Below are 24,400 nucleotides of genomic sequence, written 5' to 3' on the forward strand. Positions count from 1 at the left end.
CTGACTGAGCTGAGAAATCACTTAAATTAAGCATTTCTCAATTTTAGTCATGCATACGCAGGGCTAGGACGATGAATTCGAAAAGAATTCGGTCCTAGTCCTCTTTTTTTTAGAAAATGGATATTTAAAAATTTAAATACTAATTATTATTTTTCCGAGTATAAATAGTTTAATCTACTTAGAACTAGCTTATTAAAAATGCTATAATTTAGTGTATGTTAAAAAAAGGAGTTATGGGTAAATGTACGACATTAAAGAATGGCAACATGTGTTTAAATTAGATCCTGCTAAAGAAATAAGTGATGATGATTTAGAAGCACTTTGCATGTCAGATACCGACGCGATTATGATTGGTGGTACAGATGGTGTTACTGAAGATAATGTAATTCATTTAATGAGCAGAGTAAGAAGATATCCATTGCCAATGGTACTTGAAATTTCTAATATTGAAAGTGTTATGCCAGGTTTTGATTTTTACTTTGTACCGACAGTATTAAATAGTCGTGACACAACTTATCATAATGGAATGTTACATAGTGCGTTAAAACAATTTGGGCATATGATTAACTTCGAAGAAATGATATTAGAAGGGTATTTAGTACTTAATCCAGAAAGTAAAGTTGCGCAAGTTACAAATTCAACTACTAACTTATCTATTGAGGATGTAGAAGCCTACGCCCAAATGGTAAATGAAATGTATAAGTTACCCATGATGTATGTTGAATATAGTGGCATGTATGGCGACACCGACTACGTCAAAGCAATTTCACAGATGTTGTCGCGTACACAACTATTTTATGGCGGAGGAATAAGCACACTTGAGCAAGCAAAAGAAATGGCGCAATATGCAGATACGATTGTTGTCGGCAATGTCATATATTCAGATATTAAAAAAGCCCTTAAAACAGTAAAAATAAAAAAGGAGTCTAATAAATGAATTCATTAGTCAATAATATGAATAAAGAACAAAGTGAAGCCGTAAGAGCTACTGAAGGTCCATTGCTAATCATGGCTGGTGCTGGTTCAGGTAAAACGAGAGTATTAACACATCGAATCGCCTATTTATTAGATGAAAAAGATGTCTCTCCTTACAATATTTTAGCAATTACATTTACAAATAAAGCGGCAAAAGAAATGAAAGAACGTGTAGAGCAATTAGTGGGGGAAGAAGCACAAGTCATATGGATGTCAACATTCCATTCAATGTGTGTTCGCATTTTAAGACGTGATGCTGACAGAATTGGCATTGAACGAAACTTTACTATTATTGATCCTACCGACCAAAAGTCTGTAATTAAAGATGTTCTTAAAAACGAGAACATTGATAGTAAACGTTTTGAACCAAGAATGTTTATCGGGGCAATTAGTAACCTAAAAAATGAATTAAAAACACCTGAAGATGCTATTAATGAAGCAAATGACTTTCACTCACAAATGGTAGCTACTGTATATAGTGGTTATCAAAGACAATTATCACGTAATGAGGCACTAGACTTCGATGATTTAATTATGAAGACGATTCGTTTATTTGAACGTGTGCCCGATGCGTTAGAATATTATCAAAATAAATTTCAATATATTCATGTTGATGAATATCAAGATACGAATAAGGCTCAATATACATTAGTAAAATTATTGGCTAGCAAATTTAAAAATCTTTGTGTAGTAGGTGATTCTGACCAATCTATTTATGGATGGAGAGGTGCAGATATTCAAAATATATTATCATTTGAAGAAGATTATCCAGACGCTAAAACCATTTTCTTAGAGCAAAATTACCGTTCAACTAAAACGATTCTGACTGCAGCTAATGAGGTCATCAAAAACAATTCTGAACGTAAACCTAAAGGTCTATGGACTGCCAATACTGGTGGCGAAAAAATTAAATATTATGAAGCGATGACGGAACGCGATGAAGCGGAATATGTCGTAAGAGAAATTATGAAACACCGTAAAGCTGGAAAAGACTATAATGATATGGCTATTTTGTATCGTACAAATGCGCAGTCACGTGTACTTGAAGAAACATTTATGAAATCTAATATTCCTTATACAATGGTAGGCGGACAAAAGTTCTATGACCGTAAAGAAATTAAAGATTTACTAAGTTATTTAAGAGTTGTTGCAAATAGCAAGGATGACATTAGCTTACAACGAATTATTAATGTTCCTAAACGTGGTATTGGTCCATCATCTGTTGAGAAGATTCAAAACTACGCAATGGATAATAATATTAGTATGTTTGATGCTTTAGGTGAAGTGGACTTTATTGGTCTATCAAAAAAAGTCACTCAAGAATGTATTCAATTTTACGAAATGATACAAAATTTAATCAAAGAACAAGAATTTTTAGAAATTAGTGAGATTGTAGACGAAATTCTTAATAAGTCTGGCTATAGATCTATGTTAGAAAATGAACAAACCATTGAATCACGTAGTAGACTTGAAAATATAGATGAATTTATGTCAGTACCTAAAGATTATGAAGAAAATACACCTTTAGAAGAACAATCGCTTATTAACTTCTTAACGGATTTATCATTAGTAGCTGATATAGATGAAGCACAAATTGAAAGTGGTGTAACATTAATGACGATGCATTCAGCAAAAGGGCTAGAATTTCCAATCGTATTTTTAATGGGTATGGAAGAATCATTATTCCCACATATTCGTGCTATAAAAAGTGATGATGAACATGAGATGGAAGAAGAGCGACGTATTTGTTATGTAGCAATTACTCGTGCAGAGGAAGTGTTATATATTACACATGCTACATCTCGAATGTTATACGGTCGCTCTCAATCAAATATGCCTTCAAGATTTTTACGAGAAATTCCTGAAGAATTACTAGAAACACCTACTAAACAACAACGACACACCATTCAATCAAAAACAGCTTCTCAACCTAAACGTGGCTTTAGTAAGCGCACGACATCATCGAAAAAACAAGTTTCTGCATCTGACTGGAAAGTTGGAGATAAAGTGACGCATAAATCATGGGGAGAAGGTATGGTGAGTAATGTAAATGAAAAAAATGGTTCAGTAGAATTAGATATTATCTTTAAATCTGAAGGACCTAAGCGCTTACTAGCACAATTTGCCCCTATTGAAAAAAAGGAGGATTAATGAATGGAAAATATCCAAAATCGTGTGAGTGAACTACATGATTTATTAAATCAATATAGCTATGAATACTATGTCAAAGATAATCCTTCTGTTCCCGATAGTGAATACGATAAATTATTACGTGAATTAATCGATATTGAAGAGGCTCATCCTGAATATAAAACAGAAGATTCACCAACAGTGCGTGTAGGTGGTGAAGCACAATCATCGTTTGAGAAAGTTAACCATGATACGCCAATGTTAAGTTTGGGAAATGCTTTTAATGCAGAGGAATTACGTCGATTTGATGAACGTATCCGTCAACAAATAGGTAAAGTTGAATACATGTGCGAACTTAAAATTGATGGTTTAGCAGTTTCTCTTAAGTATGTAAATGGACGTTTTGTCCAAGGTTTGACCCGTGGTGATGGTACAACTGGAGAGGATATTACTGAAAATTTACGCACCATTCATGCTATACCTCTAAAAATCAAAGAACCTTTAAGTTTTGAAGTTCGTGGAGAAGCGTATATGCCACGTAGTTCATTTATGAGATTAAATGAGGAGAAAGAAAAAAACGAAGAACAACCGTTTGCTAATCCAAGAAATGCAGCAGCAGGATCATTGAGACAATTAGACCCTAAATTAGCAGCTAAACGTAAATTAAGTGTCTTTTTATATAGCGTAAATGATTTTACAGATTTTAATGCTACAACACAAAGTGGTGCTTTAGATGAATTAGACCGATTGGGCTTTAAAACGAACCATGAACGTGAAAGAGTTGCAGATATTGAAGGTGTACTTAACTACATTGAAAAATGGACGGAAAACCGTGAACAACTTGCATACGATATAGATGGTATTGTTATTAAAGTAAATGATATTGAACAACAAGACGAAATGGGATACACACAAAAATCTCCTAGATGGGCCATTGCGTATAAATTCCCAGCAGAAGAAGTACTTACGACATTACAAGACATTGAGTTAAGTATTGGGAGAACTGGCGTTGTCACACCTACAGCTATTTTAGATCCAGTTCGAGTTGCAGGAACAACAGTATCAAGAGCATCGCTTCATAATGAAGATTTAATTAGAGAGCGAGATATTCGAATTGGTGATAGTGTTGTTGTTAAAAAAGCAGGGGATATCATACCTGAAGTTGTAAAAAGTGTTATTGATCGTCGTCCAGACGATGCACAACCTTATCATATGCCTACGCATTGTCCTAGTTGTAATCATGAACTAGTACGTATAGAAGGTGAGGTTGCGTTACGCTGTATCAATCCTAAATGTCAGGCTCAACTGGTTGAAGGATTAATTCATTTTGTGTCTAGACAAGCAATGAACATTGATGGTTTAGGAACAAAGATTATTCAACAACTTTATCATCATCAAGTAATCAAAGACGTTGCAGATATCTTTTATTTAACTGAGGATGATTTATTGCCACTAGAACGTATGGGTAGTAAAAAGGTAGAAAATCTTTTAAACGCGATACAAGCAGCTAAAGACAATTCGCTAGAACATTTATTATTTGGATTGGGGATTCGTCATTTAGGTGTGAAAGCGAGTCAAGTTTTAGCTGAAAAATACGAAACAATGGATCGATTACTTGAAGTGACTGAGGAAGAACTGGTAAGCATACATGATATTGGTGATAAACTCGCTCAATCTGTTGTCACTTATTTAGAGAATGAGGATATCAAAGCATTAATTAATAAGCTAAAAGCTAAAGATGTTAATATGATTTATAAAGGTATCAAAACAAGTGATATTGAAGGACATCCTGATTTTAAAGATAAAACAATCGTATTAACAGGTAAACTACAACAAATGACGCGAAAAGAAGCTTCATCTTGGTTGGAAATGCAAGGTGCAAAAGTCACTAGTAGTGTAACTAAAAGTACAGACCTTGTTATTGCTGGTGAAGATGCAGGTTCTAAACTAGCTAAAGCTGAAAAGTTTGGTACTGAAATTTGGACAGAAGATCAATTCGTAGCGAAACAAAATGAAATATTGAATTAGAGGAGAACGGCAATGAAACGGACCCTATTTTTAGTAATGATGTCGTTTGTGCTGTTAGCGGCATGTGGCAATCACAATAGTAATAAAAATGAGCAATCAGTCAATAAACAAGAATCTAAATCAGATTCTAATAATGTAAAATCTATTGCAACGGATAAAGACGTTCAAGGAGATAATTACCGCACGATCTTACCTTTTAAAGAAAGTAAAGCAAGAGGGGTTTTACAAGATAATATGGCCAATAGCTATAATGGTGATGATTTTGAGAGTGGGTTATTAAACTTAAGTAAAGATGTATTTCCAACAGATAAATATCTATACCAAGATGGCCAGTATTTAGACAAAGATACAATTAATGATTACCTGAACCCTAAATACTCTAAAGAAGAACTTGATAAAATGAGTGAAAAAGAAAAAGAATCTAAAAAGGCAAGTGAAAATTTAGGTTTAAATCCTTCTCATAATGGTGTAACTGATCCAGAAAAAATAGCAAATCAATCACCTGCATACTTATCAAATATTTTAGAACAAGATTTCTATGATAATAGTGATAATAAAGGTTCTAATATCAAAGGAATGACAATAGGTCTTGCAATGAATAGTGTTTACTATTATCAAAAAGAAAAAGACGGCGATACGTATAGTAAAAATCTTGATGATAAAGAAATTGAAAAACAAGGTAAGGCTATGGCATCTGAAATCTTATCAAGATTACGAGCAAATGATGATTTAAAAGATATTCCTATTCAATTTGCGATTTATAAACAATCAGATCAAGATTCTATTACACCAGGTAATTTTATTGCAAATACCACTGTAGATGATGATCAAACTAAAATTAATAAGTGGAATAACATAGATGAAGTATCTGCACTATTACCATCATCAACTACTAAGAAATACAATGAAAGTTTAAATAATAACTTTAAGCAGTTTAATGACAATTTACAATCATATTTTACTAACTTTACGCAAGCTGTGGGTAAAGTTAAGTTTGAAAATAAAAAGCCTACGCAATTAACGATTGATTTACCAATAGATTATTATGGCCAAGCGGAAACCATTGGAATTACGCAATACGTAACTGAACAAGCTGAGAAATACTTTAATAACATAGATAGTTATGAAATACGTATTAAAGATGGAAATAATTCACGTGCACTTATAAGCAAAACCAAAGACGATAAAAAACCTCAAGTTCACATCTATAATAATTGATAAAAACACGGATATTCCTAAAAATCGGAGTATCCGTGTTTTAATTTTACAGTAATTAGTTTTTATTTTTCTCGAACAATCGCTTTAACTTTTTCGATATCTTTATCAACAAAATCTCCAGGTTGTTGGGTTAATAAACTCACAACGTAGGTAACGATTACGCTCACTAAGAAACCAGGAATGATTTCATACATTCCAAAAATTTCATTTACACTTGCTAAAGGCTTAATCCAAGCAATCCAGATAATGACTACTAAAGCACCTGAAATCATACCACTAATAGCACCTGCACGTGTAAGTTTCTTCCAATATAATGAGAAGAGTACTAATGGACTGAATGAAGCACCGAAACCTGCCCAAGCATTACCAACTAAGTTTAAAATAGTATCATTAGGCGACCAAGCGATAGCTATAGCTACGATTGCAACAACTAAAACTGAAAGACGACCTACTAATACAAATTCTTTCTGATGTGTTTTGGCACGTTCTTCACCTCGGAATAATTTATAGAAATCTTCCGTTAGTGAACTAGATGTTACTAACAATTGTGATGAAATAGTACTCATAATCGCAGCAAGAATTGCGGCTAATAAGAAACCACCGACTAAAGGATGGAAGAGTATTTGACTCATGATGATAAAGAGTGTTTCAGGATCGTTCATTTTTATATGATTATCAGGAATAAAGGCTATACCAGTTAAACCTACACCAACTGCCCCTAACAAGCCTACAGTCATCCAACTGATACCTAAACGACGTGCTTTAGGTAATAATTTGTGAGATTTTATAGACATGAATCTGACGATAATATGTGGCTGCCCGAAATATCCTAATCCCCATGCAAACAATGAAATTATTCCTAGAAAAGTTGTACCCCGGAATAAATCCATATTGGTTGGTTTCATTTCAGCAACTCGAGAAAACGTGTCCCAGCCATTTAGTTGCATCATTGCAACGATAGGCACCATGACCATTGCGATTAACATTATGACACCTTGAAAGAAATCTGTTATAGATACTGCTAAATACCCACCGAAAAATGTATATGCAATCACGATAACTGCGACTAAAATAAGGCCAAAATGATAATTGAGACCAAAAGCACTTTCAAATAACTTACCACCTGAAACAAATCCAGAATGTGTATATAATGTAAAGAAAACAACAATAATTAATCCAGATATAATTTTAATAATATTTTCTTTATCATTAAGCCTATTTTTAAAGAAGTCAGGTAAAGTAATTGCATCACCAGCTACTTCTGTGTAGACTCTTAATCTTGGAGCTACAACAAGATAGTTAACATACGCGCCAAGTGTTAAACCTATAGTGATCCAAATCGCAGATAAACCCGTGCTATAAACTGATCCAGGAAGTCCCATAATCATCCATCCACTCATATCTGATGCACCAGCTGATAAAGCTGTGATATAAGGACCGATACTTCTCCCACCTAACATATACTCACTTAAGTTTCCTGTAGCTTGTTTATAACCATAGTAACCAATAATAAGTAATATAATGAAATAAATCGCAATCATTATGTATGTTTGCCAATTTGTATTTACTTGGCTAGGTAAACTTGCTCCCAAAATAAACATAAAAACAATCCCCCCTTAGATAATAAGCTATTATAAAACGCAATTTCATAAAATATATCAATTATGTAAGAACTAGATGCAAGTATATTTCAAAAATAATTTAGTTACATGTAATATTATACAATGTAATGAATCATTTAGAAAAGTGAAATTTTTATAATTTTTTAATTAAATGCTTTAATATCATGTTAGTAAGCGTTTACAAATAGTGGCGTAAAAATTTATAAAACAATATATTAAATACATAAATATATAATTATTTTTAAAATACCATCATTTTCACTATGATAATGTTCGATTTTAATAATTTAGTTACATAAATATTTTAGGAAGTTGTTATCTAAAATGCCAATCAAAACTTTACATTACTTAAATGATAATGCTTGTCTCAATAAATATTTAGATTTTTAGTTGAAAATTTGATACAATTTTATGATGAATGAGTAATAAGGAGGCTTTTAAATTAATGACTAAAGTTACACTGGAAGAAGTTGAACATATAGCACATTTAGCAAGACTTCAAATTTCTGAAGAAGAAACAGAAGAAATGGCTAATACGCTTGAAAGTATTTTAGATTTTGCTAAACAAAATGATACAGCTGATACGGATGGTGTAGAACCTACTTATCATGTATTAGATTTACAAAACGTTTTACGTGAAGACAAAGCAATCGAGGGCATTCCTCAAGAACTTGCATTAAAAAATGCTAAAGAAACAGAAAGTGGTCAATTTAAAGTACCAGCTATCATGAATGAGGAGGACGCTTAAGATGAGTATTCGCTATGAATCTGTGGAAAAATTATCAGAAATGATTAAAAACAATGAGATTAAGCCTTCTGAAGTCGTAAAAGATATTTATGATGCTATAGAAGAAACTGATCCAACAGTAAAATCATTCTTAGCTTTAGATAAAGAAAATGCATTAAAAAAAGCTGAAGAATTAGATGACCTGCAAGCGAAAGGCCAAATGGATGGAAAATTATTTGGTATTCCAATGGGAATAAAAGATAACATTATTACTAAAGATGTCGAAACTACTTGTGCTAGTAAAATGTTAGAAGGTTTTGTGCCAATTTATGACTCAACTGTAATGAATAAATTGCATAATGAAAATGCTATTTTAATTGGTAAATTAAACATGGATGAATTCGCAATGGGTGGTTCTACTGAAACATCATACTTCAAAAAAACAGTTAACCCATTTGACCATACAGCAGTACCAGGTGGTTCATCAGGTGGTTCAGCAGCCGCAGTTGCAGCTGGATTAGTACCTTTCAGTTTAGGTTCTGATACTGGTGGTTCTATTAGACAACCAACAGCTTATTGTGGTGTAGTGGGCATGAAACCAACGTATGGACGTGTCTCTCGTTTCGGTTTAGTAGCATTTGCATCATCTTTAGACCAAATTGGACCAATCACACGTAATGTTAAAGATAATGCATTAGTTTTAGAAGCAATTTCTGGTGTAGATGAACATGATTCTACAAGTGCACCAGTCGACGACATCGATTTCACTTCTGAAATTGGTAAAGATATTAAAGGTCTTAAAGTTGCACTACCAAAAGAGTATTTAGGTGAAGGTGTAAGTGAAGATGTTAAAAATGCAGTTAAAAATGCTGTAGAAACGCTTAAAACACTTGGTGCTGAAGTTGAAGAGGTATCATTACCTAATACAAAATATGGCATTCCTTCATACTATGTTATTGCATCTTCTGAAGCATCAGCGAACTTGGCTCGTTTTGATGGTATTCGCTATGGTTACCACTCTAAAGAAGCGCAATCATTAGAAGAATTATATAAAATGTCAAGATCAGAAGGATTTGGAGATGAAGTTAAACGTCGTATTTTCTTAGGAACGTTTGCTTTAAGTTCTGGTTATTATGATGCATACTATAAAAAATCACAAAAAGTTAGAACATTAATTAAAAATGATTTCGACAAAGTATTTGAAAATTATGATGTTGTAGTAGGACCTACAGCACCAACTACTGCTTTCAATATCGGTGAAGAAATTGATGATCCATTGACTATGTATGCAAATGACTTATTGACTACACCTGTAAACTTAGCAGGTCTACCAGGTATTTCTGTTCCTTGTGGACAATCAAATGGAAGACCAATTGGCTTACAATTTATCGGTAAACCTTTTGATGAAAAAACGTTATATCGTGTTGCATACCAATATGAAACACAATTCAACTTACATGACGTATATGAAAATTTATAAGGAGTGGAAATAATGCATTTTGAAACAGTTATCGGACTTGAAGTTCATGTTGAGTTAAAAACAGACTCAAAAATGTTCTCTCCATCACCAGTACATTTTGGAGCTGAACCAAACTCAAATACCAATGTGATTGATTTAGCATATCCTGGTGTTTTACCGGTTGTTAATAGACGTGCTGTAGATTGGGCAATGCGTGCATCAATGGCACTTAATATGGAAATTGCTACTAATTCTAAATTTGACCGTAAAAACTATTTTTATCCAGATAATCCTAAAGCATATCAAATTTCACAATTTGACCAACCAATTGGAGAAAATGGTTATATCGATATAGAAGTTGACGGAGAAACTAAACGTATTGGTATTACCCGTCTCCACATGGAAGAAGATGCTGGTAAATCAACACATAAAGACGGCTATTCATTAGTTGATTTAAACAGACAAGGTACACCTTTAATTGAGATTGTATCTGAACCGGATATTCGTTCACCAAAAGAAGCATATGCATATTTAGAAAAATTACGTTCAATCATTCAATATACTGGCGTATCTGACTGTAAAATGGAAGAAGGATCACTTCGTTGTGATGCCAATATCTCATTACGTCCATACGGCCAAGATGAATTTGGTACAAAAACAGAATTAAAAAACCTTAACTCATTTAACTATGTTAGAAAAGGTTTAGAATATGAAGAAAAACGTCAAGAAGAAGAATTATTAAATGGTGGAACGATTGGACAAGAAACACGTCGTTTCGACGAATCAACAGGTAAAACAATTCTTATGCGTGTAAAAGAAGGCTCTGATGATTATCGTTACTTCCCAGAACCGGATATTGTTCCTTTATATGTTGATGACGAATGGAAAGAACGCGTTCGTCAAACTATTCCAGAACTACCTGATGAACGTAAAGCGAAATACGTTAATGAATTAGGTTTACCTGAGTATGATGCACACGTTTTAACACTTACTAAAGAGATGTCAGATTTCTTCGAAGGCGCAATTGAACAAGGTGCAGACGTTAAATTAACTTCAAACTGGTTAATGGGTGGCGTAAATGAGTATCTGAATAAAAATCAAATCGATTTAGAAGATACGAAATTAACACCAGAAAATCTTGCAGGTATGATTAAACTGATTGAAGACGGTACGATGAGTAGTAAGATTGCTAAAAAAGTCTTCCCTGAGCTAGCTGAAAATGGTGGCGACGCTAAACAAATTATGGAAGATAAAGGTTTAGTTCAAATTTCAGATGAAGCAACATTAACTCAATTTGTTACTGAAGCATTAGATAATAATCCTCAATCAGTTGAAGACTACAAAAATGGTAAAGGAAAAGCGATGGGCTTCTTAGTTGGACAAATAATGAAAGCATCTAAAGGTCAAGCTAATCCTCAAAAAGTAAATCAAATATTGAAACAAGAATTAGACAAAAGATAAATAACTATAATTAAGGCTGGACATGCTAATGATCCAGCTTTTTGTCATTTTTAACTGAATTATTGAATGTAAGTTCAGATTGATAACAACGACGTTTTGAGAAAGATTTGTAGACAATACACAAATTTTTAAAAGTAAAATTAATATAATTGGTTGAAATACTTCCAACTCACTCATAAATCATTTAATATAAGTATATGTATAAAAAGTTGAGGGATAATTTATGAGAAAACGTGCTAGAATCATCTATAATCCGACTTCTGGAAAGGAATTATTCAAGCGAACTTTACCAGATGTGTTAATCAAATTGGAACGCGCCGGTTATGAAACAAGCGCTTATGCTACTGAACGAGAAGGCGATGCTACGCTTGAAGCTGAACGTGCACTAAAACAAAATTATGATATTTTAATCGCAGCTGGTGGAGACGGCACGCTAAATGAAGTTGTTAATGGTATTGCTGAACAACCCAATCGACCTAAGTTAGGCATTATACCTATGGGGACTGTCAACGATTTCGGACGTGCACTACATCTTCCAAGTGATATTATGGGAGCTGTGGACGTTATTATCGATGACCATACAACGAAAGTTGATATTGGTAAGATGAATAATCGTTATTTTATCAATCTAGCTGCTGGTGGCCAGTTGACACAAGTTTCATATGAGACTCCTAGCCGTCTCAAATCAATCGTTGGACCTTTCGCATACTATATAAAGGGATTTGAAATGTTACCCCAAATGAAAGCGGTAGATATCCGCATTGAGTATGACAATAATGTTTTCCAGGGAGAAGCGTTATTATTTTTACTAGGACTTACTAATTCCATGGCGGGGTTTGAGAAATTAGTGCCAGATGCTAAACTTGATGATGGTCATTTCACTTTAATTATTGTAGAAAAAGCTAATCTAGCGGAATTAGGGCATATCATGACACTTGCGTCTCGTGGTGAGCATATTAAGCATCCAAAAGTGATTTATGAAAAAGCAAAATCTATTAATATTTCGTCATTTACTGAGATGCAATTAAATGTAGATGGCGAGTATGGTGGTAAATTACCTGCTAACTTCTTAAATCTAAAACGACATATTGAAGTTTGCACACCAAATGATATTTATAATGAAGAACTTACTGAAGACCAACAAGTAGAAGATGGTATTGTTGAAGAAAAACCAACAAATGAAGAAATTATAAAAAATAATAAAATTAAGGAATAAATTTTTAAAACAGATGAAGAGGTTGAGACACAGTTTGATGCTATAGGATAAGAGTGATAAGCCTATGTTAAGCTACTCAAACCTCTTTTTCATGTGGGGTGAAAAGGTGGAAGTAATTAATAAGAATGATGTCATACAAGGGAACGTCGTTGATTTAACTCATGAAGGGCATGGTGTAGTTAAGTTAGATAGATACCCTATATTTATACCTAATGCATTAATAGACGAGGAAATAGAATTTAAAATTATAAAAGTTAAGAAAAATTTTGCCATTGGAAAATTGCTTAAAGTAAAAAAAACGAGTACTCAACGAGTAGCGCCCCCTTGCAAGTATTATTGGAAATGTGGTGGCTGCCAGTTGCAACATATGACATATGAAGCCCAATTAGCAATGAAAAAAGAACAAGTTGTCAATTTATTTCATAGAAAAGCACAATTTAATAATACGATAATTAACGATACGATTGGTATGACGAATCCATGGTACTATCGAAATAAATCACAATTACCGATTGGTGAAAATCAAAAACACGATATCATCATGGGATATTACAGACAAAGAAGTCATGACATTATCGATATGGACAGTTGCCTTATTCAAGATAGTCAACATCAAGATATTATGAATAAGGTGAAACAGTGGCTCTCTGAATTAAATATTAGTGCTTATAATGAAAAAAATAAAAAAGGGACTATGAGGCATTTAGTCATTCGTACTGGTCACCATACTAATGAATTAATGGTCATTTTTGTAACGAATGGGTCTAAATTGAAGCATGCTAATCAGTTAGTTGAAAAATTAACACAGGCTTTTCCAAACATTACTAGCATTAAACAAAATATTAACAATAGTCATTCAAATGTTATCATGGGGCAACAATCTGTCACTCTATATGGTAAAGATAAAATTGTCGACCAACTTAGCGAGATTACTTTTAAAATTAGTGATCAATCTTTCTATCAAATTAACTCCAGTCAGACGGAAAAATTATATCAAAAAGCCATTGACTATGCCCAATTAGATGGAGAAGAGACTGTATTAGATACGTATTGTGGTATAGGTACTATTGGCTTATACATGGCACCAATAGCGAAACACGTTTATGGTGTGGAAGTTGTTCCATCAGCAATAAAAGATGCACAACAAAATGCGACCTTAAACGGATTTAAAAATACTACTTTTGTATGTGGTAAGGCTGAGGAAGTCATAATAGAATGGAAACAACAAGGAATTAAGCCTGATGTCGTAATGGTCGATCCACCACGTAAAGGGTGTGATGAGACGTTTTTACAAACATTACTGAAGCTATCACCTAAACGCATTGTTTACATTTCATGTAATCCAGCTACACAACAAAGAGATGCGCAACTATTGTCATCGCATTATGAATTAAAAGAAATTACACCAGTTGATATGTTTCCTCAAACAACACATATAGAAACAGTGGCTTTATTTGAGCGTAAAGAATAATTATTAGAATGATAAAATGCGAAACATATTTTCAATTTCCTATTTTCTACAAAGTGTTAATATGTTTTGATTATCATTAACATTGAAATGTTTTAAACAATTTTTTAATAAATAACAACTTTTATTAAAAAATGATTACAGTGCATTTAATTTCCTGAAAAAAGCTTTTTTTCTTTAAATTGACCATGTATACTATGGTTGATTTAAGCGTGATTGGAGGTCATTAATGTGCACAAGATTGATTTAACTCATAATAGAATAAATTTACCTAAATTTTTAGCCACTCAAATAGTTATTATATTATTTGTTATACTATTTACTTATAAATGGGCATTTACTTTTACACAAGTACATGAACAAACATTTATTGCTAATATTTTATATGGCGGGTTAGGTTTTATTGTAATATTAGGATTACATGAATTCATTCATCGAATTACATTTTTTATATTTTCTAAAGGAGAGCAACCTCGTTTTAAATATAAGAAGGGCTTTTTATTAGTCCATATTTCAAAAAAATATTATAATAAATGGCAATTCTGTGCAATAATGTTAGCTCCAATGATGATCATCACAATTGCTTTGATGACGGTATTTAGCTATTATTCTTATTCATCCATCATATTTCTATTAAGTATCCATCTAGGTTATTGCTTGATAGATTTATACTTAGTTGGTATCACTTTAATTAATAAATTTAATTATGTACATCCAACTGATGAAGGTTTAATCATGTATCATCATAAACCATTACATATGAATAATGATTATGAATCATAACGACTAAGTCTCAGTGTAATTATACTGTGCACATCTCATGAGTTTTAAGGAGAGTCACAGTATAATTAAGGTGAGGCTTTTTTATTTTTAAGAAAAGAGGTGAGACTATGGCAGAGAGAAGAATTGTTCATATTGATATGGATTACTTTTTCGCGCAAGTTGAAATGAGAGATAATCCGAAATTAAAAGGTAAACCTGTAATCGTAGGGGGCAAAGCGAGCACAAGAGGCGTGGTTTCGACAGCTTCTTATGAAGCGAGAAAATATGGTGTTCATTCAGCTATGCCAATGTCTCAAGCTCATAAACTATGTCCAGATGGTTATTATGTAAGAGCGAGATTTGAAGCATATAGAGAAGCATCTTCTATAATTATGACTATTTTTAAAAGCTATACGGACATAGTAGAGCCATTATCACTTGATGAAGCGTATTTAGATATAACACATTTAGTAAGACCAGATATGCCTGCATCTAAAATTGCGTCATATATTCGACGAGATATCTTCGAAAAGACCGGATTAACTTCGTCGGCAGGTGTTTCTTATAATAAATATCTTGCCAAATTAGCAAGTGGAATGAATAAACCTAATGGCATGATGGTTATCGATTATAACAATGTACATGATATTTTAATGAATTTAGAAATAGGCGAGTTTCCTGGTGTTGGTAAAGCATCGAAGAAGATTATGCATGAACATGATATATACTGGGAAAGACTTATATAATAAGACTGAATTCGAATTAATACGATGGTTCGGAAAAAGAGGCAGAGGTCTTTATAATAAAGCAAGAGGTATTGATCACAGTGAAGTAAAATCAACAAGAATTCGTAAATCTGTCGGCACAGAACGTACATTCTCGACCGATGTAAATGACGATGATGAAATATTACAAAAAGTATGGGAATTGTCTTCAAAGACGGCTGAAAGATTATCTAAAATTCAAAAATCTGGTAGTACCGTTACTGTAAAAATAAAAACGTATCAATATGAAACATTCTCAAAACAACGAAGTTTAAGAGAAGCAGTAAGTGATGCAACAGATATCTATAATGTGGCATATGACTTATATAATGAATTAAAAGATCCTGATATACCAATTAGATTAATAGGGGTCACTGTAGGAAATTTGGAACAATCTACGTATAAAAATATGACAATATACGATTTTATTTAAAAGATAAAGGTAAAGCAAGAAACTATTTTGTGAATGTTAACCTTTATCTTTTAAATTTTTACCATAAATTTGCAACATGTTTTCTAAGTTATCGTAATGTTTTAAAAGTCTAAACGTTATCATAGCACAAGCTTTAGCATCATTTAGAGCATCATGATGACCATGAAAGTCTAAATGATAATGATTCATTAAGTGTTTGAGTCCGTATCGATAAGCACTAATTGTTCGTTTAGCGAGTTGATAAGAACAGAAATAAGTCATTGAGGGTGTTTCAATATTTAAATTTTTTAAACTTTGATGTAAAACATTCATGTCAAATGCAGCATTATGTGCAACAACAGGTAATTGATCAATAAATTGCATCATATATGGATAGACATAATCAAATGCTGGTGCGTCTTTAACATCATCAGGGGTGATACCATGAACTTCAATATTACCTCTTGAAAAGTAATCAAACGGATTGACTAAAGTATAAAATGATTCAACAATCTCATTGTTAATAACTTTAACCATGCCGACCGAACAAATACTTGTACGTTTACCATTAGCAGTTTCAAAATCAAGTGCTACAAAAGCGTTACGTGTCATAGTAAATTCCTTTCTATAAAAGACTTGATTTTATTATTTTAGCTAAATCATTTTAGTTTTGATAGTAACTTGCTTTAACTAAAAAGAAACCCCGGCTTCTGTAGATAAGCACAGAAGTCGGGGTAATTATTACATATGAACTAAAATGAATTATTCTTCATCAAATGAACGAGAAGCTAATTCTTTTTCATATAGATATAAAGTATTGCAATCATCACCGATACGCGTTAAGTAATCGATATGTGTTTCGAAAGTTGATTCTTCTTCAACTTGTTCGTCTAAGAACCAATTTAAGAATGAAGTTGTCGCATAGTCTTTATCTTTTTGCGCAATTTCAGATAAATTATAGAAACGACGTGTCACATCTTGTTCTTGAGCTAAACCATCTTTGAATGTTTCTAAGATTGAATTGAAATCTGTTTTAGGTGCAGGAATTGCTTTGAATTCAGCACGTTCACCACGGTCATTAATATAATCGTATATTTTTTTACCGTGATAACGTTCTTCTTTAGCTTGTTGAATATAAAAATTTGCAAATCCTTCATATGAAGTGTCATCACAATATGCTGCCATAGCCATATATGCGTGAGCTGCAAAATATTCGTGGTTCATTTGATCATTTAATGCTTCTAATAAGTCTTTACTTAACATTTAAAGGTCACCTCTATATAATATTATTTTCTTTTTTTATAATGTTCTTTTAGAGTATAACAAATCTATTCTCATTAGTAAATAATAATTATTATAATCTAGAATGTAAGTTGTAATATTTAATTGAGAATATTTTTTGTTATACCCGTTACGTGTTATAATTATGCAAGTGAATAAAGCGAGGAGGAAGCACATGAGACAATGGACTGCAATCCACTTAGCTAAGTTGGCACGTAAGGCAAGTATTGCTGCTGGTAAGAAAGGGACTGACTTACCTGGCCAAATTGCACGTAGAGTGGATCAAAATATATTACGTAAATTAGCGACACAAGTCGATGATATTGTTTTTATAAGCGGAACGAATGGTAAAACAACAACATCTAATTTAATTGGACATACGTTAAAAGCAAACCATATTGATATTATCCATAACAACGAAGGTGCTAATATGGCTGCTGGTATTACTTCAGCTTTTATAATGCAAAGCACGAAGCAAATTAAAGTAGCTGTAATTGAGATAGATGAAGGTTCAATACCACGCGTTCTTAAAGAAGTAACACCTACGATGATGGTATTTACAAACTTTTTCCGAGATCAAATGGATCGTTTCGGTGAAATTGATATTATGGTTAATAATATCGCACAATCAATAAGTAACAAAGGTATTAAATTATTACTTAATACAGATGATCCTTTCGTTAGTCGACTTAAAATTGCCAGTGATACCATCGTATATTATGGTATGAAAGCACACGCGCATGAGTTTGAGCAAAGTACGATGAACGAAAGTAAGTACTGCCCAAACTGTGGCAAATTATTGGAATATGATTACATACACTATAATCAAATTGGTCACTATCATTGTACATGTGGATTTAAACGAGAAACTCCTAAATATGAAGTGTCATCATTTACAGTATCTCCATTTTTAACATTAAATTTCGACAATGCAGTATTTAATATGAAAATTGCAGGGGATTTTAACGCTTATAATGCTTTAGCAGCCTATACAGTTTTAAAAGAATTAGGTCTAAATGATGATTCTATTCGCAAAGGATTTGAATCGTATACGTCTGATAACGGTCGTATGCAGTATTTTAAATTGCATAATAAAGAAGCGATGATTAACTTAGCTAAAAATCCAGCAGGCATGAATGCGAGTTTATCTGTAGGTGAACAATTAGAAGGTCAAAAAGTTTATGTTATTAGTTTAAATGATAATGCTGCGGATGGTAGAGATACATCATGGATTTATGACGCTGATTTTGAGAAATTGAGTGAGCAAGATATTGAAGCAATTATTGTAACGGGTACACGTGCAGAAGAATTGCAGTTACGTTTGAAATTGGCTGAAGTGAATGTGCCAGTAGTGCTTGAAAAGGATATTTATAAAGCAACGGCATTAACGATGAATTATGATGGGTTTACAGTTGCAATTCCAAACTACACGTCATTATCACCAATGCTAGAGCAACTTAATCGCTCATTTGCAGGGGGTCAATAAATATGAATGAATTAACGGTTTATCATTTTATGTCAGATAAATTGAATTTATATAGTGACATCGGTAATATTATCGCCCTTAAACAAAGAGCGAAGAAGCGTAATATTATGTTGAATGTTGTCGAAGTCAATGAAACTGAAGGTGTAACATTAGAACAATGTGATATCTTCTTTATTGGCGGGGGTAGCGATAGAGAACAAAGTATTGCTACTAAAGAATTAAGCAAGATTAAATCAGTACTAAAAGATGCAATTGAAGATGGTATGCCAGGCCTAACCATTTGTGGTGGTTACCAATTCCTAGGAACTAAATATATTACACCAGATGGCACAGAACTTGAAGGATTAGGTATATTAGATTTTTATACAGAATCACGTACTGATAGATTAACAGGAGATATTGTTATCGAAAGTGATACATTTGGTACTATAGTCGGTTTTGAAAATCATGGCGGCCGTACACATCATAACTTTGGTACACTAGGACATGTTACCGTTGGTTATGGTAATAATGATGACGATAAACAAGAAGGTATCCATTATAAAAACTTATTAGGTACTTATTTACATGGTCCAATTTTACCTAAAAACCATGAGCTCACAGATTATTTATTAGAAAAAGCCTGTGAACGTAAAGGTATTCCTTTTGAACCGAAACAATTGGACAACACTGAAGAAGAAGCTGCTAAACAAGTTATTATTAATCGATCAGCTAAAAATAAATAAAACATTATAAAAAGACGTGGCACTTGAGTATGACTTAATCAACATCAAGTGTCACGTTTTTATTTATCGTTATAACGATTATCTAGCAATTTATATATTAAAAGAATCTCATAAATAATATGACTTTTAATTTGATTTTGATCAAATTCCTCTAATAATTTGACCGATGATTTCAAAGTAGAAGCGGATGACTTTTGAGGTTCAAAATGATTATGACGTGAGATGGCATTAACACTATTACTTATTTTAATGATTGCCATCTTCTCTTCAGGTGTAAAAATAAGATGTACATTCTTAGGCAAATATATAATATTTGATAGATGTGTTGCTAACAAACGATCAACATAAGAACGACTAGAAATATTCTTAAGTCGTTTCCACTCATCCTCTTTATTTTTATGGTAGCGTAGTTCATCACGTTGATAACCTGTTAGTGTTTCGGTTTTATCAATAAAATTCATCAAATTATTTAATGACTCATTACTTTTATCTGAATCAAATTTACCTAATAACAATTCATTACATCTTATAGCAAACAATTGATACATTTTATATTCAGAATGTTTAACATTATCCTCGATTTGTTGATAATACTTCGGAGGAAGCACGACGAAATTTACTAATCCAGCTGTAATTAATCCAATTAAAGCCGTTAGTAATCTTGAAAAGAAATTAAAATAATAGGCATCGTGTATACCTGGAATCATTGCAACAGAAGTTAAAACAGCAACGGTCGTACCTACTTGTAGATTGAGTTTAGTACATACTAAAATTGTAAATAGGGCACTAAACGTATATGATAGTGGCGATTGATCGCCAAAAATGAATGTAAAAATAACTGCAAATAATGCACCTATAACAGTAGCAGGAAGTCTGCGATATCCTTTTTTTAAAGAAGCTTTAGCGGTAGGTTCGATTGTAACGATTGCAGTAAGAATTGCGAAAATAGGTGTTAAATTTAATAATAAACAAAATAACGATGTTAAAAAAGTTGCTACACCTGTTTTAATTGTTCTTGCACCAATAATATGTTTATACCATTTATTCATGTCATAAATCCTCTCGTTGGACGAAAATAATCTTTTATAACACTTAAACTTGAAAAGAAAATTATTTACGCTTCATTATTAGTCTTGTTTAGTATATCAAAAAATTTTTGGTATAATAAGATGTAATCACATTAAAAAGGAACGGGATAATATGATTGTAAAAACAGATGAAGAATTACAAGCCTTAAAAGAAATAGGTTATATTTGTGCTAAGGTACGTGACACAATGCAAGAAGCTACTAAGCCAGGTGTGACTACTAAAGAGTTAGATAACATCGCGAAAGACTTATTTGAAGAGCATGGTGCCATATCAGCACCAATTCACGATGAGAACTTTCCAGGTCAAACTTGTATTAGTGTTAATGAAGAAGTAGCACATGGTATCCCTGGAAAACGTATCATTCGTGAAGGGGATTTAGTCAACATCGATGTATCAGCTTTAAAAAATGGCTATTATGCAGATACAGGGATTTCTTTCGTTGTTGGTGAAGCGGATAATCCACTTAAGCAAAAAGTGTGCGATGTAGCTTTAATGGCATTTGAAAATGCGATGAGTAAAGTTAAACCAGGTACGAAATTAAGCAATATTGGTAAAGCCGTACATGCGACTGCTCGTCAAAATGATTTAACAGTTATTAAGAATTTGACTGGACATGGTGTTGGTCAATCTTTACATGAAGCACCTAATCATGTAATGAATTATTATGACCCTAAGGATAAGACACTTTTAAAAGAAGGCGTAGTTATCGCAGTAGAACCATTTATATCTTCTAAAGCGACATTTGTGACAGAAGGTAAAAATGAATGGGCATTTGAAACGAAAGATAAAAGTTTCGTAGCCCAAATCGAACACACAGTTATCGTAACTAAAGATGGCCCAGTATTAACTACTAAAATAGACTAATTTCACAGTAGTATATATTAGGATTTAAACTGCAAAAGCCCTTAAGGGAGAATAAAATCTCCATTGAGGGCTTTTAATAATACTGTTTAAATAATTATTTACCTAATAATTTTTGAACTTGCATTTGTAATTTTTTACCATCAGGATCAGTTTCAGTCTTGATTTTAGTAAATGCTTCTGACCAAGGTGACGTGCGTGTTCTAACAGGAGGTTCTTCCATTTCAATGGTGTCAACAATGACTTGAGCTACTTCTGAAGAAGTTTGGGATGCACCAAGACCATAATTCTCTTTAATACCACTCATAAATGAATTAAATAGAGGCGTATACTCATCCTCTTTAATGCCACCTGAGGTTTCAATTTGATTCATCACATTTGCCATAAATTCTGATTGAATACCACCAGGTTCAATTACGGTAAATTTGATGTTAAATTCTGGTTCAATATAACTAGCTAATGATTCTGTATAACCCTCAACACCAAATTTTGCTGCACAATAAATTTCATTAAATGGTTGACCGACTAATCCACCTACTGAAGAAATATTAATTACACGACCTTCACGTTGCTTTCTCATATAAGGTAAAACTGCTTTTGTTGTACGAATAACGCCCATTAAATTTAAATTAATTTGCCACATTATTTCTTCATCAGTTGCTTGTTCTGTAGATTTTGTAAATCCAGCACCAGCATTATTTACTAATACGTCTATTTTGTTTTCAATTGAAACTATCGCATTAACTGCTGTTTGTATACTTTCAACATCTGTAACATCTAACTGTTTAATAACGATATCTAATTCTTTTTTTCTAGCTTCTTCTTGAAGTTTATTCTGTTTATCTAAATTACGCATAGTAGCGTATACTTTATAACCTTTTTCTGCTAATAATAAAGCAGTTTCAAATCCTAAGCCAGAAGAGGCTCCTGTAATTAATGCAATTTTTTATTCATCTCATAAACTCCCTTATTTAAATGTTTCATAAGTATTTAACAATTAAATGTAAAAGTCAATTAAAGTTATTTAAACCTAAAAATCACCTCAGTATCTCAAATTAAATACTGAGGTGATCAATGATTAAGACCATCGATGTTCAAATTTACCTATTTTCCAAATTAATGTTGATATTAACCATGTGACTAAGAATAAAGCAACAAGCACATAGCCTAGATAATCAAATTGTATATCTTGTACGAAAGCCCAAAAAGAGCCATTTAAATGAAGTTTATCAGCCATTATTTGAAGTAGTTCAATACAACCAATGATTAAAGCTGCTACTACCGATATCGTTGTAATTGTAATATTGTAGTATATTTTGCGAATAGGATTAAAAAAAGCCCAGTTATAAGCAGATTTCATTATAATTCCATCAAGGGTATCTAATAAACTCATACCTGCTGCAAAAAGTATAGGTAATGATAGTATACCTAAAAATGAAATAGCTTGTTGAGACGCACCTGATGATAAAGCTAATAGAGATATTTCACTTGCGGTGTCAAAACCTAAGCCAAATAAAAAACCTAAAGGTAAGACATGCCAACTTCGACTAATGAATTTAAAATAAGGACCTACCATTCGTGATATAAAGCCACGTGCTTCAAGCAAATCATTTAATTTTTCTTCTGGCATGTTTTGATATCGAAGTTGTAAAAATAGTTTGATTAGAGATATCAATATAAACAAATTTAGAATTCCGATAAGAACTAAAAAGAAACCTGATACTAATGTACCAATTATGCCACCAATATCTTGGAAATGGGGTAACGCATCTTTAGCCCATTTTACAGAAATTCCTAGAAATACTGACATTAAAAACACGACAGTTGAATGGCCTATTGAAAAGTAAAAACCAACACCGACGGGGTCACGTCTTTGTTGTAAAAGTTTACGTACCGTATTATCAATTGCTGCTATATGATCAGCATCAAATGCGTGACGTAAACCTAAAGTATAAGCTAAGAGTCCCATACCAAATAAAATGTGGTTTGAATCTGCTACCCATAAAAAAGTAAATCCTACGATGTGCAATAGGATGACGATGAGGATATATGGAAGCCAACTTAACTGAGAATACTTTTGAAACATTATTAAAACCTACTTTCACATTTAAATCTATATAATTATAAGCCTAATTAATATAAAGTTAAAATTTATTTGTATTAATCATATTAATTCAAATCTATTAATTAATATTCTCGCGCGACTTACGCTTAAAAGTGAATAGTCCTAAAGTATGAGAGTAAGATGGTTCCTAAGCCTATATAAGCTTCACATGTAATCATTTATAATAAAGACTAATCAAAGATGAGGTGGTTCGATGAATTACATGGACTTATACTTACAACACTTTTTAAAAGTAGTGATCAAAAGAAATATAGAAGATTATCGAGTTAGTTTAGATAATAAATTGAGAAGTATTGAAAACTACATTGCTTATTTAAAAGAGAAGAAAACACAAATGAATAAGTTGATTGACAGTTTAACTACTACATTAGAAAATAAGTATATTGATATAGCTAATATTTATAATATTAAAAATGCTCAAGAAATTAATAATTATGAAATCGAAGGTCTTAAAAGACAAATTGATATGTTTGAAGCATATTGTGCTAAAATTGAAGCTGATATTCATCGTTGTTCTAAAGAAAGAATCACAACACAAGGACAATGTGACATTATTGAACAAATGAGTGTTGTAGCTTAATCAAGAAAGGT

At 32.5% G+C, this 24,400-nt stretch carries 20 protein-coding genes and 1 pseudogene; 15 read left to right on the top strand and 6 right to left on the bottom strand.

Annotated features, from left to right (window positions below):
• Nucleotides 1-241 precede the first annotated feature (241 nt).
• The 4 genes from HYI43_04925 to HYI43_04940 are packed head-to-tail and all read left to right on the top strand — an operon-like array spanning nucleotide 242 to nucleotide 6,351.
• Entirely contained in the window at nucleotides 242-937 is a 696-nt protein-coding gene (locus HYI43_04925) for a heptaprenylglyceryl phosphate synthase (protein UDI77917.1), read from the top strand.
• The gene (pcrA, locus tag HYI43_04930) at nucleotides 934-3,126 is read left to right on the top strand and encodes a DNA helicase PcrA (GenBank protein UDI77918.1); all 2,193 of its coding nucleotides are present in this window, start codon (nucleotides 934-936) and stop codon (nucleotides 3,124-3,126) included. Before HYI43_04925 ends, pcrA begins: the two co-directional genes overlap by 4 nt.
• A 3-nt stretch (nucleotides 3,127-3,129) precedes the next feature.
• Nucleotides 3,130-5,133 carry an NAD-dependent DNA ligase LigA gene (gene ligA, locus HYI43_04935; GenBank protein UDI77919.1) on the top strand — a complete coding sequence of 668 codons (2,004 nt, stop codon included), beginning with the start codon at nucleotides 3,130-3,132 and terminating at the stop codon, nucleotides 5,131-5,133.
• Between the two features lie 12 nt (nucleotides 5,134-5,145).
• Entirely contained in the window at nucleotides 5,146-6,351 is a 1,206-nt protein-coding gene (locus HYI43_04940) for a CamS family sex pheromone protein (protein UDI77920.1), read from the top strand.
• A gap of 62 nt (nucleotides 6,352-6,413) precedes the next feature.
• Here HYI43_04940 and putP read toward each other — a convergent pair whose 3' ends face one another.
• Complete coding sequence (gene putP / locus HYI43_04945) at nucleotides 6,414-7,952, bottom strand: sodium/proline symporter PutP (GenBank protein ID UDI77921.1); 1,539 nt, start codon at nucleotides 7,950-7,952, stop codon at nucleotides 6,414-6,416.
• Between the two features lie 466 nt (nucleotides 7,953-8,418).
• Here putP and gatC point away from each other — a divergent pair, with 466 nt between their 5' ends.
• From gatC to dinB, 7 genes and pseudogenes are all read left to right on the top strand, one after another.
• Nucleotides 8,419-8,721 (top strand): Asp-tRNA(Asn)/Glu-tRNA(Gln) amidotransferase subunit GatC, encoded by a 303-nt coding sequence (gatC, locus tag HYI43_04950; GenBank protein ID UDI77922.1) that lies wholly within the window; start codon nucleotides 8,419-8,421, stop codon nucleotides 8,719-8,721.
• A 1-nt stretch (nucleotide 8,722) separates the two neighbouring features.
• The gene (gatA, locus tag HYI43_04955; protein ID UDI77923.1) at nucleotides 8,723-10,180 is read left to right on the top strand and encodes an Asp-tRNA(Asn)/Glu-tRNA(Gln) amidotransferase subunit GatA; all 1,458 of its coding nucleotides are present in this window, start codon (nucleotides 8,723-8,725) and stop codon (nucleotides 10,178-10,180) included.
• A gap of 12 nt (nucleotides 10,181-10,192) precedes the next feature.
• On the top strand, nucleotides 10,193-11,620 hold the full coding sequence (gatB, locus tag HYI43_04960) for an Asp-tRNA(Asn)/Glu-tRNA(Gln) amidotransferase subunit GatB (GenBank protein UDI77924.1): 1,428 nt from the start codon (nucleotides 10,193-10,195) through the stop codon (nucleotides 11,618-11,620).
• Between the two features lie 223 nt (nucleotides 11,621-11,843).
• Nucleotides 11,844-12,836 (top strand): diacylglycerol kinase, encoded by a 993-nt coding sequence (locus tag HYI43_04965; protein UDI77925.1) that lies wholly within the window; start codon nucleotides 11,844-11,846, stop codon nucleotides 12,834-12,836.
• A 106-nt stretch (nucleotides 12,837-12,942) separates the two neighbouring features.
• The gene (rlmD, locus tag HYI43_04970; protein ID UDI77926.1) at nucleotides 12,943-14,307 is read left to right on the top strand and encodes a 23S rRNA (uracil(1939)-C(5))-methyltransferase RlmD; all 1,365 of its coding nucleotides are present in this window, start codon (nucleotides 12,943-12,945) and stop codon (nucleotides 14,305-14,307) included.
• Between the two features lie 228 nt (nucleotides 14,308-14,535).
• Nucleotides 14,536-15,087 (top strand): DUF3267 domain-containing protein, encoded by a 552-nt coding sequence (locus HYI43_04975; GenBank protein UDI77927.1) that lies wholly within the window; start codon nucleotides 14,536-14,538, stop codon nucleotides 15,085-15,087.
• A gap of 107 nt (nucleotides 15,088-15,194) precedes the next feature.
• Nucleotides 15,195-16,263: pseudogene (gene dinB / locus HYI43_04980) on the top strand (DNA polymerase IV).
• A gap of 36 nt (nucleotides 16,264-16,299) precedes the next feature.
• Here dinB and HYI43_04985 read toward each other — a convergent pair.
• Both HYI43_04985 and ftnA read right to left on the bottom strand, forming a co-directional pair.
• Nucleotides 16,300-16,854, bottom strand: coding sequence for a 3'-5' exonuclease (locus tag HYI43_04985; GenBank protein UDI77928.1), 555 nt, complete (start codon nucleotides 16,852-16,854; stop codon nucleotides 16,300-16,302).
• Nucleotides 16,855-17,004: 150 nt separating this feature from the next.
• Nucleotides 17,005-17,505: an H-type ferritin FtnA gene (gene ftnA / locus HYI43_04990; GenBank protein ID UDI77929.1), complete on the bottom strand. Its 501-nt coding sequence runs from the start codon at nucleotides 17,503-17,505 to the stop codon at nucleotides 17,005-17,007.
• Between the two features lie 193 nt (nucleotides 17,506-17,698).
• Between ftnA and HYI43_04995 the strand changes: the two genes are divergently transcribed.
• Nucleotides 17,699-19,009: a Mur ligase family protein gene (locus HYI43_04995; protein ID UDI77930.1), complete on the top strand. Its 1,311-nt coding sequence runs from the start codon at nucleotides 17,699-17,701 to the stop codon at nucleotides 19,007-19,009.
• Nucleotides 19,010-19,011: 2 nt separating this feature from the next.
• On the top strand, nucleotides 19,012-19,734 hold the full coding sequence (locus HYI43_05000) for a type 1 glutamine amidotransferase (GenBank protein ID UDI77931.1): 723 nt from the start codon (nucleotides 19,012-19,014) through the stop codon (nucleotides 19,732-19,734).
• A 59-nt stretch (nucleotides 19,735-19,793) separates the two neighbouring features.
• Here HYI43_05000 and HYI43_05005 read toward each other — a convergent pair whose 3' ends face one another.
• Nucleotides 19,794-20,783, bottom strand: a complete 990-nt coding sequence (locus tag HYI43_05005; GenBank protein UDI77932.1) for an aromatic acid exporter family protein — start codon at nucleotides 20,781-20,783, stop codon at nucleotides 19,794-19,796.
• Between the two features lie 151 nt (nucleotides 20,784-20,934).
• Between HYI43_05005 and map the strand changes: the two genes are divergently transcribed.
• The gene (gene map / locus HYI43_05010) at nucleotides 20,935-21,687 is read left to right on the top strand and encodes a type I methionyl aminopeptidase (protein UDI77933.1); all 753 of its coding nucleotides are present in this window, start codon (nucleotides 20,935-20,937) and stop codon (nucleotides 21,685-21,687) included.
• A 94-nt stretch (nucleotides 21,688-21,781) separates the two neighbouring features.
• Here the strand turns inward: map and HYI43_05015 are convergent, their stop codons facing one another.
• Nucleotides 21,782-22,627, bottom strand: coding sequence for an SDR family oxidoreductase (locus tag HYI43_05015; protein UDI79272.1), 846 nt, complete (start codon nucleotides 22,625-22,627; stop codon nucleotides 21,782-21,784).
• A gap of 135 nt (nucleotides 22,628-22,762) precedes the next feature.
• A complete protein-coding gene (locus HYI43_05020; GenBank protein ID UDI77934.1) occupies nucleotides 22,763-23,770 on the bottom strand; it encodes a HoxN/HupN/NixA family nickel/cobalt transporter in 1,008 nt (335 codons plus the stop codon).
• Between the two features lie 232 nt (nucleotides 23,771-24,002).
• Between HYI43_05020 and HYI43_05025 the strand changes: the two genes are divergently transcribed.
• The gene (locus HYI43_05025) at nucleotides 24,003-24,389 is read left to right on the top strand and encodes a hypothetical protein (GenBank protein ID UDI77935.1); all 387 of its coding nucleotides are present in this window, start codon (nucleotides 24,003-24,005) and stop codon (nucleotides 24,387-24,389) included.
• The last annotated feature ends 11 nt before the right edge of the window (nucleotides 24,390-24,400 follow it).

The sequence above is a fragment of the Staphylococcus taiwanensis genome (genome assembly GCA_020544305.1).
In the GTDB taxonomy this organism is placed as follows: Bacteria; Bacillota; Bacilli; order Staphylococcales; family Staphylococcaceae; genus Staphylococcus; species Staphylococcus taiwanensis.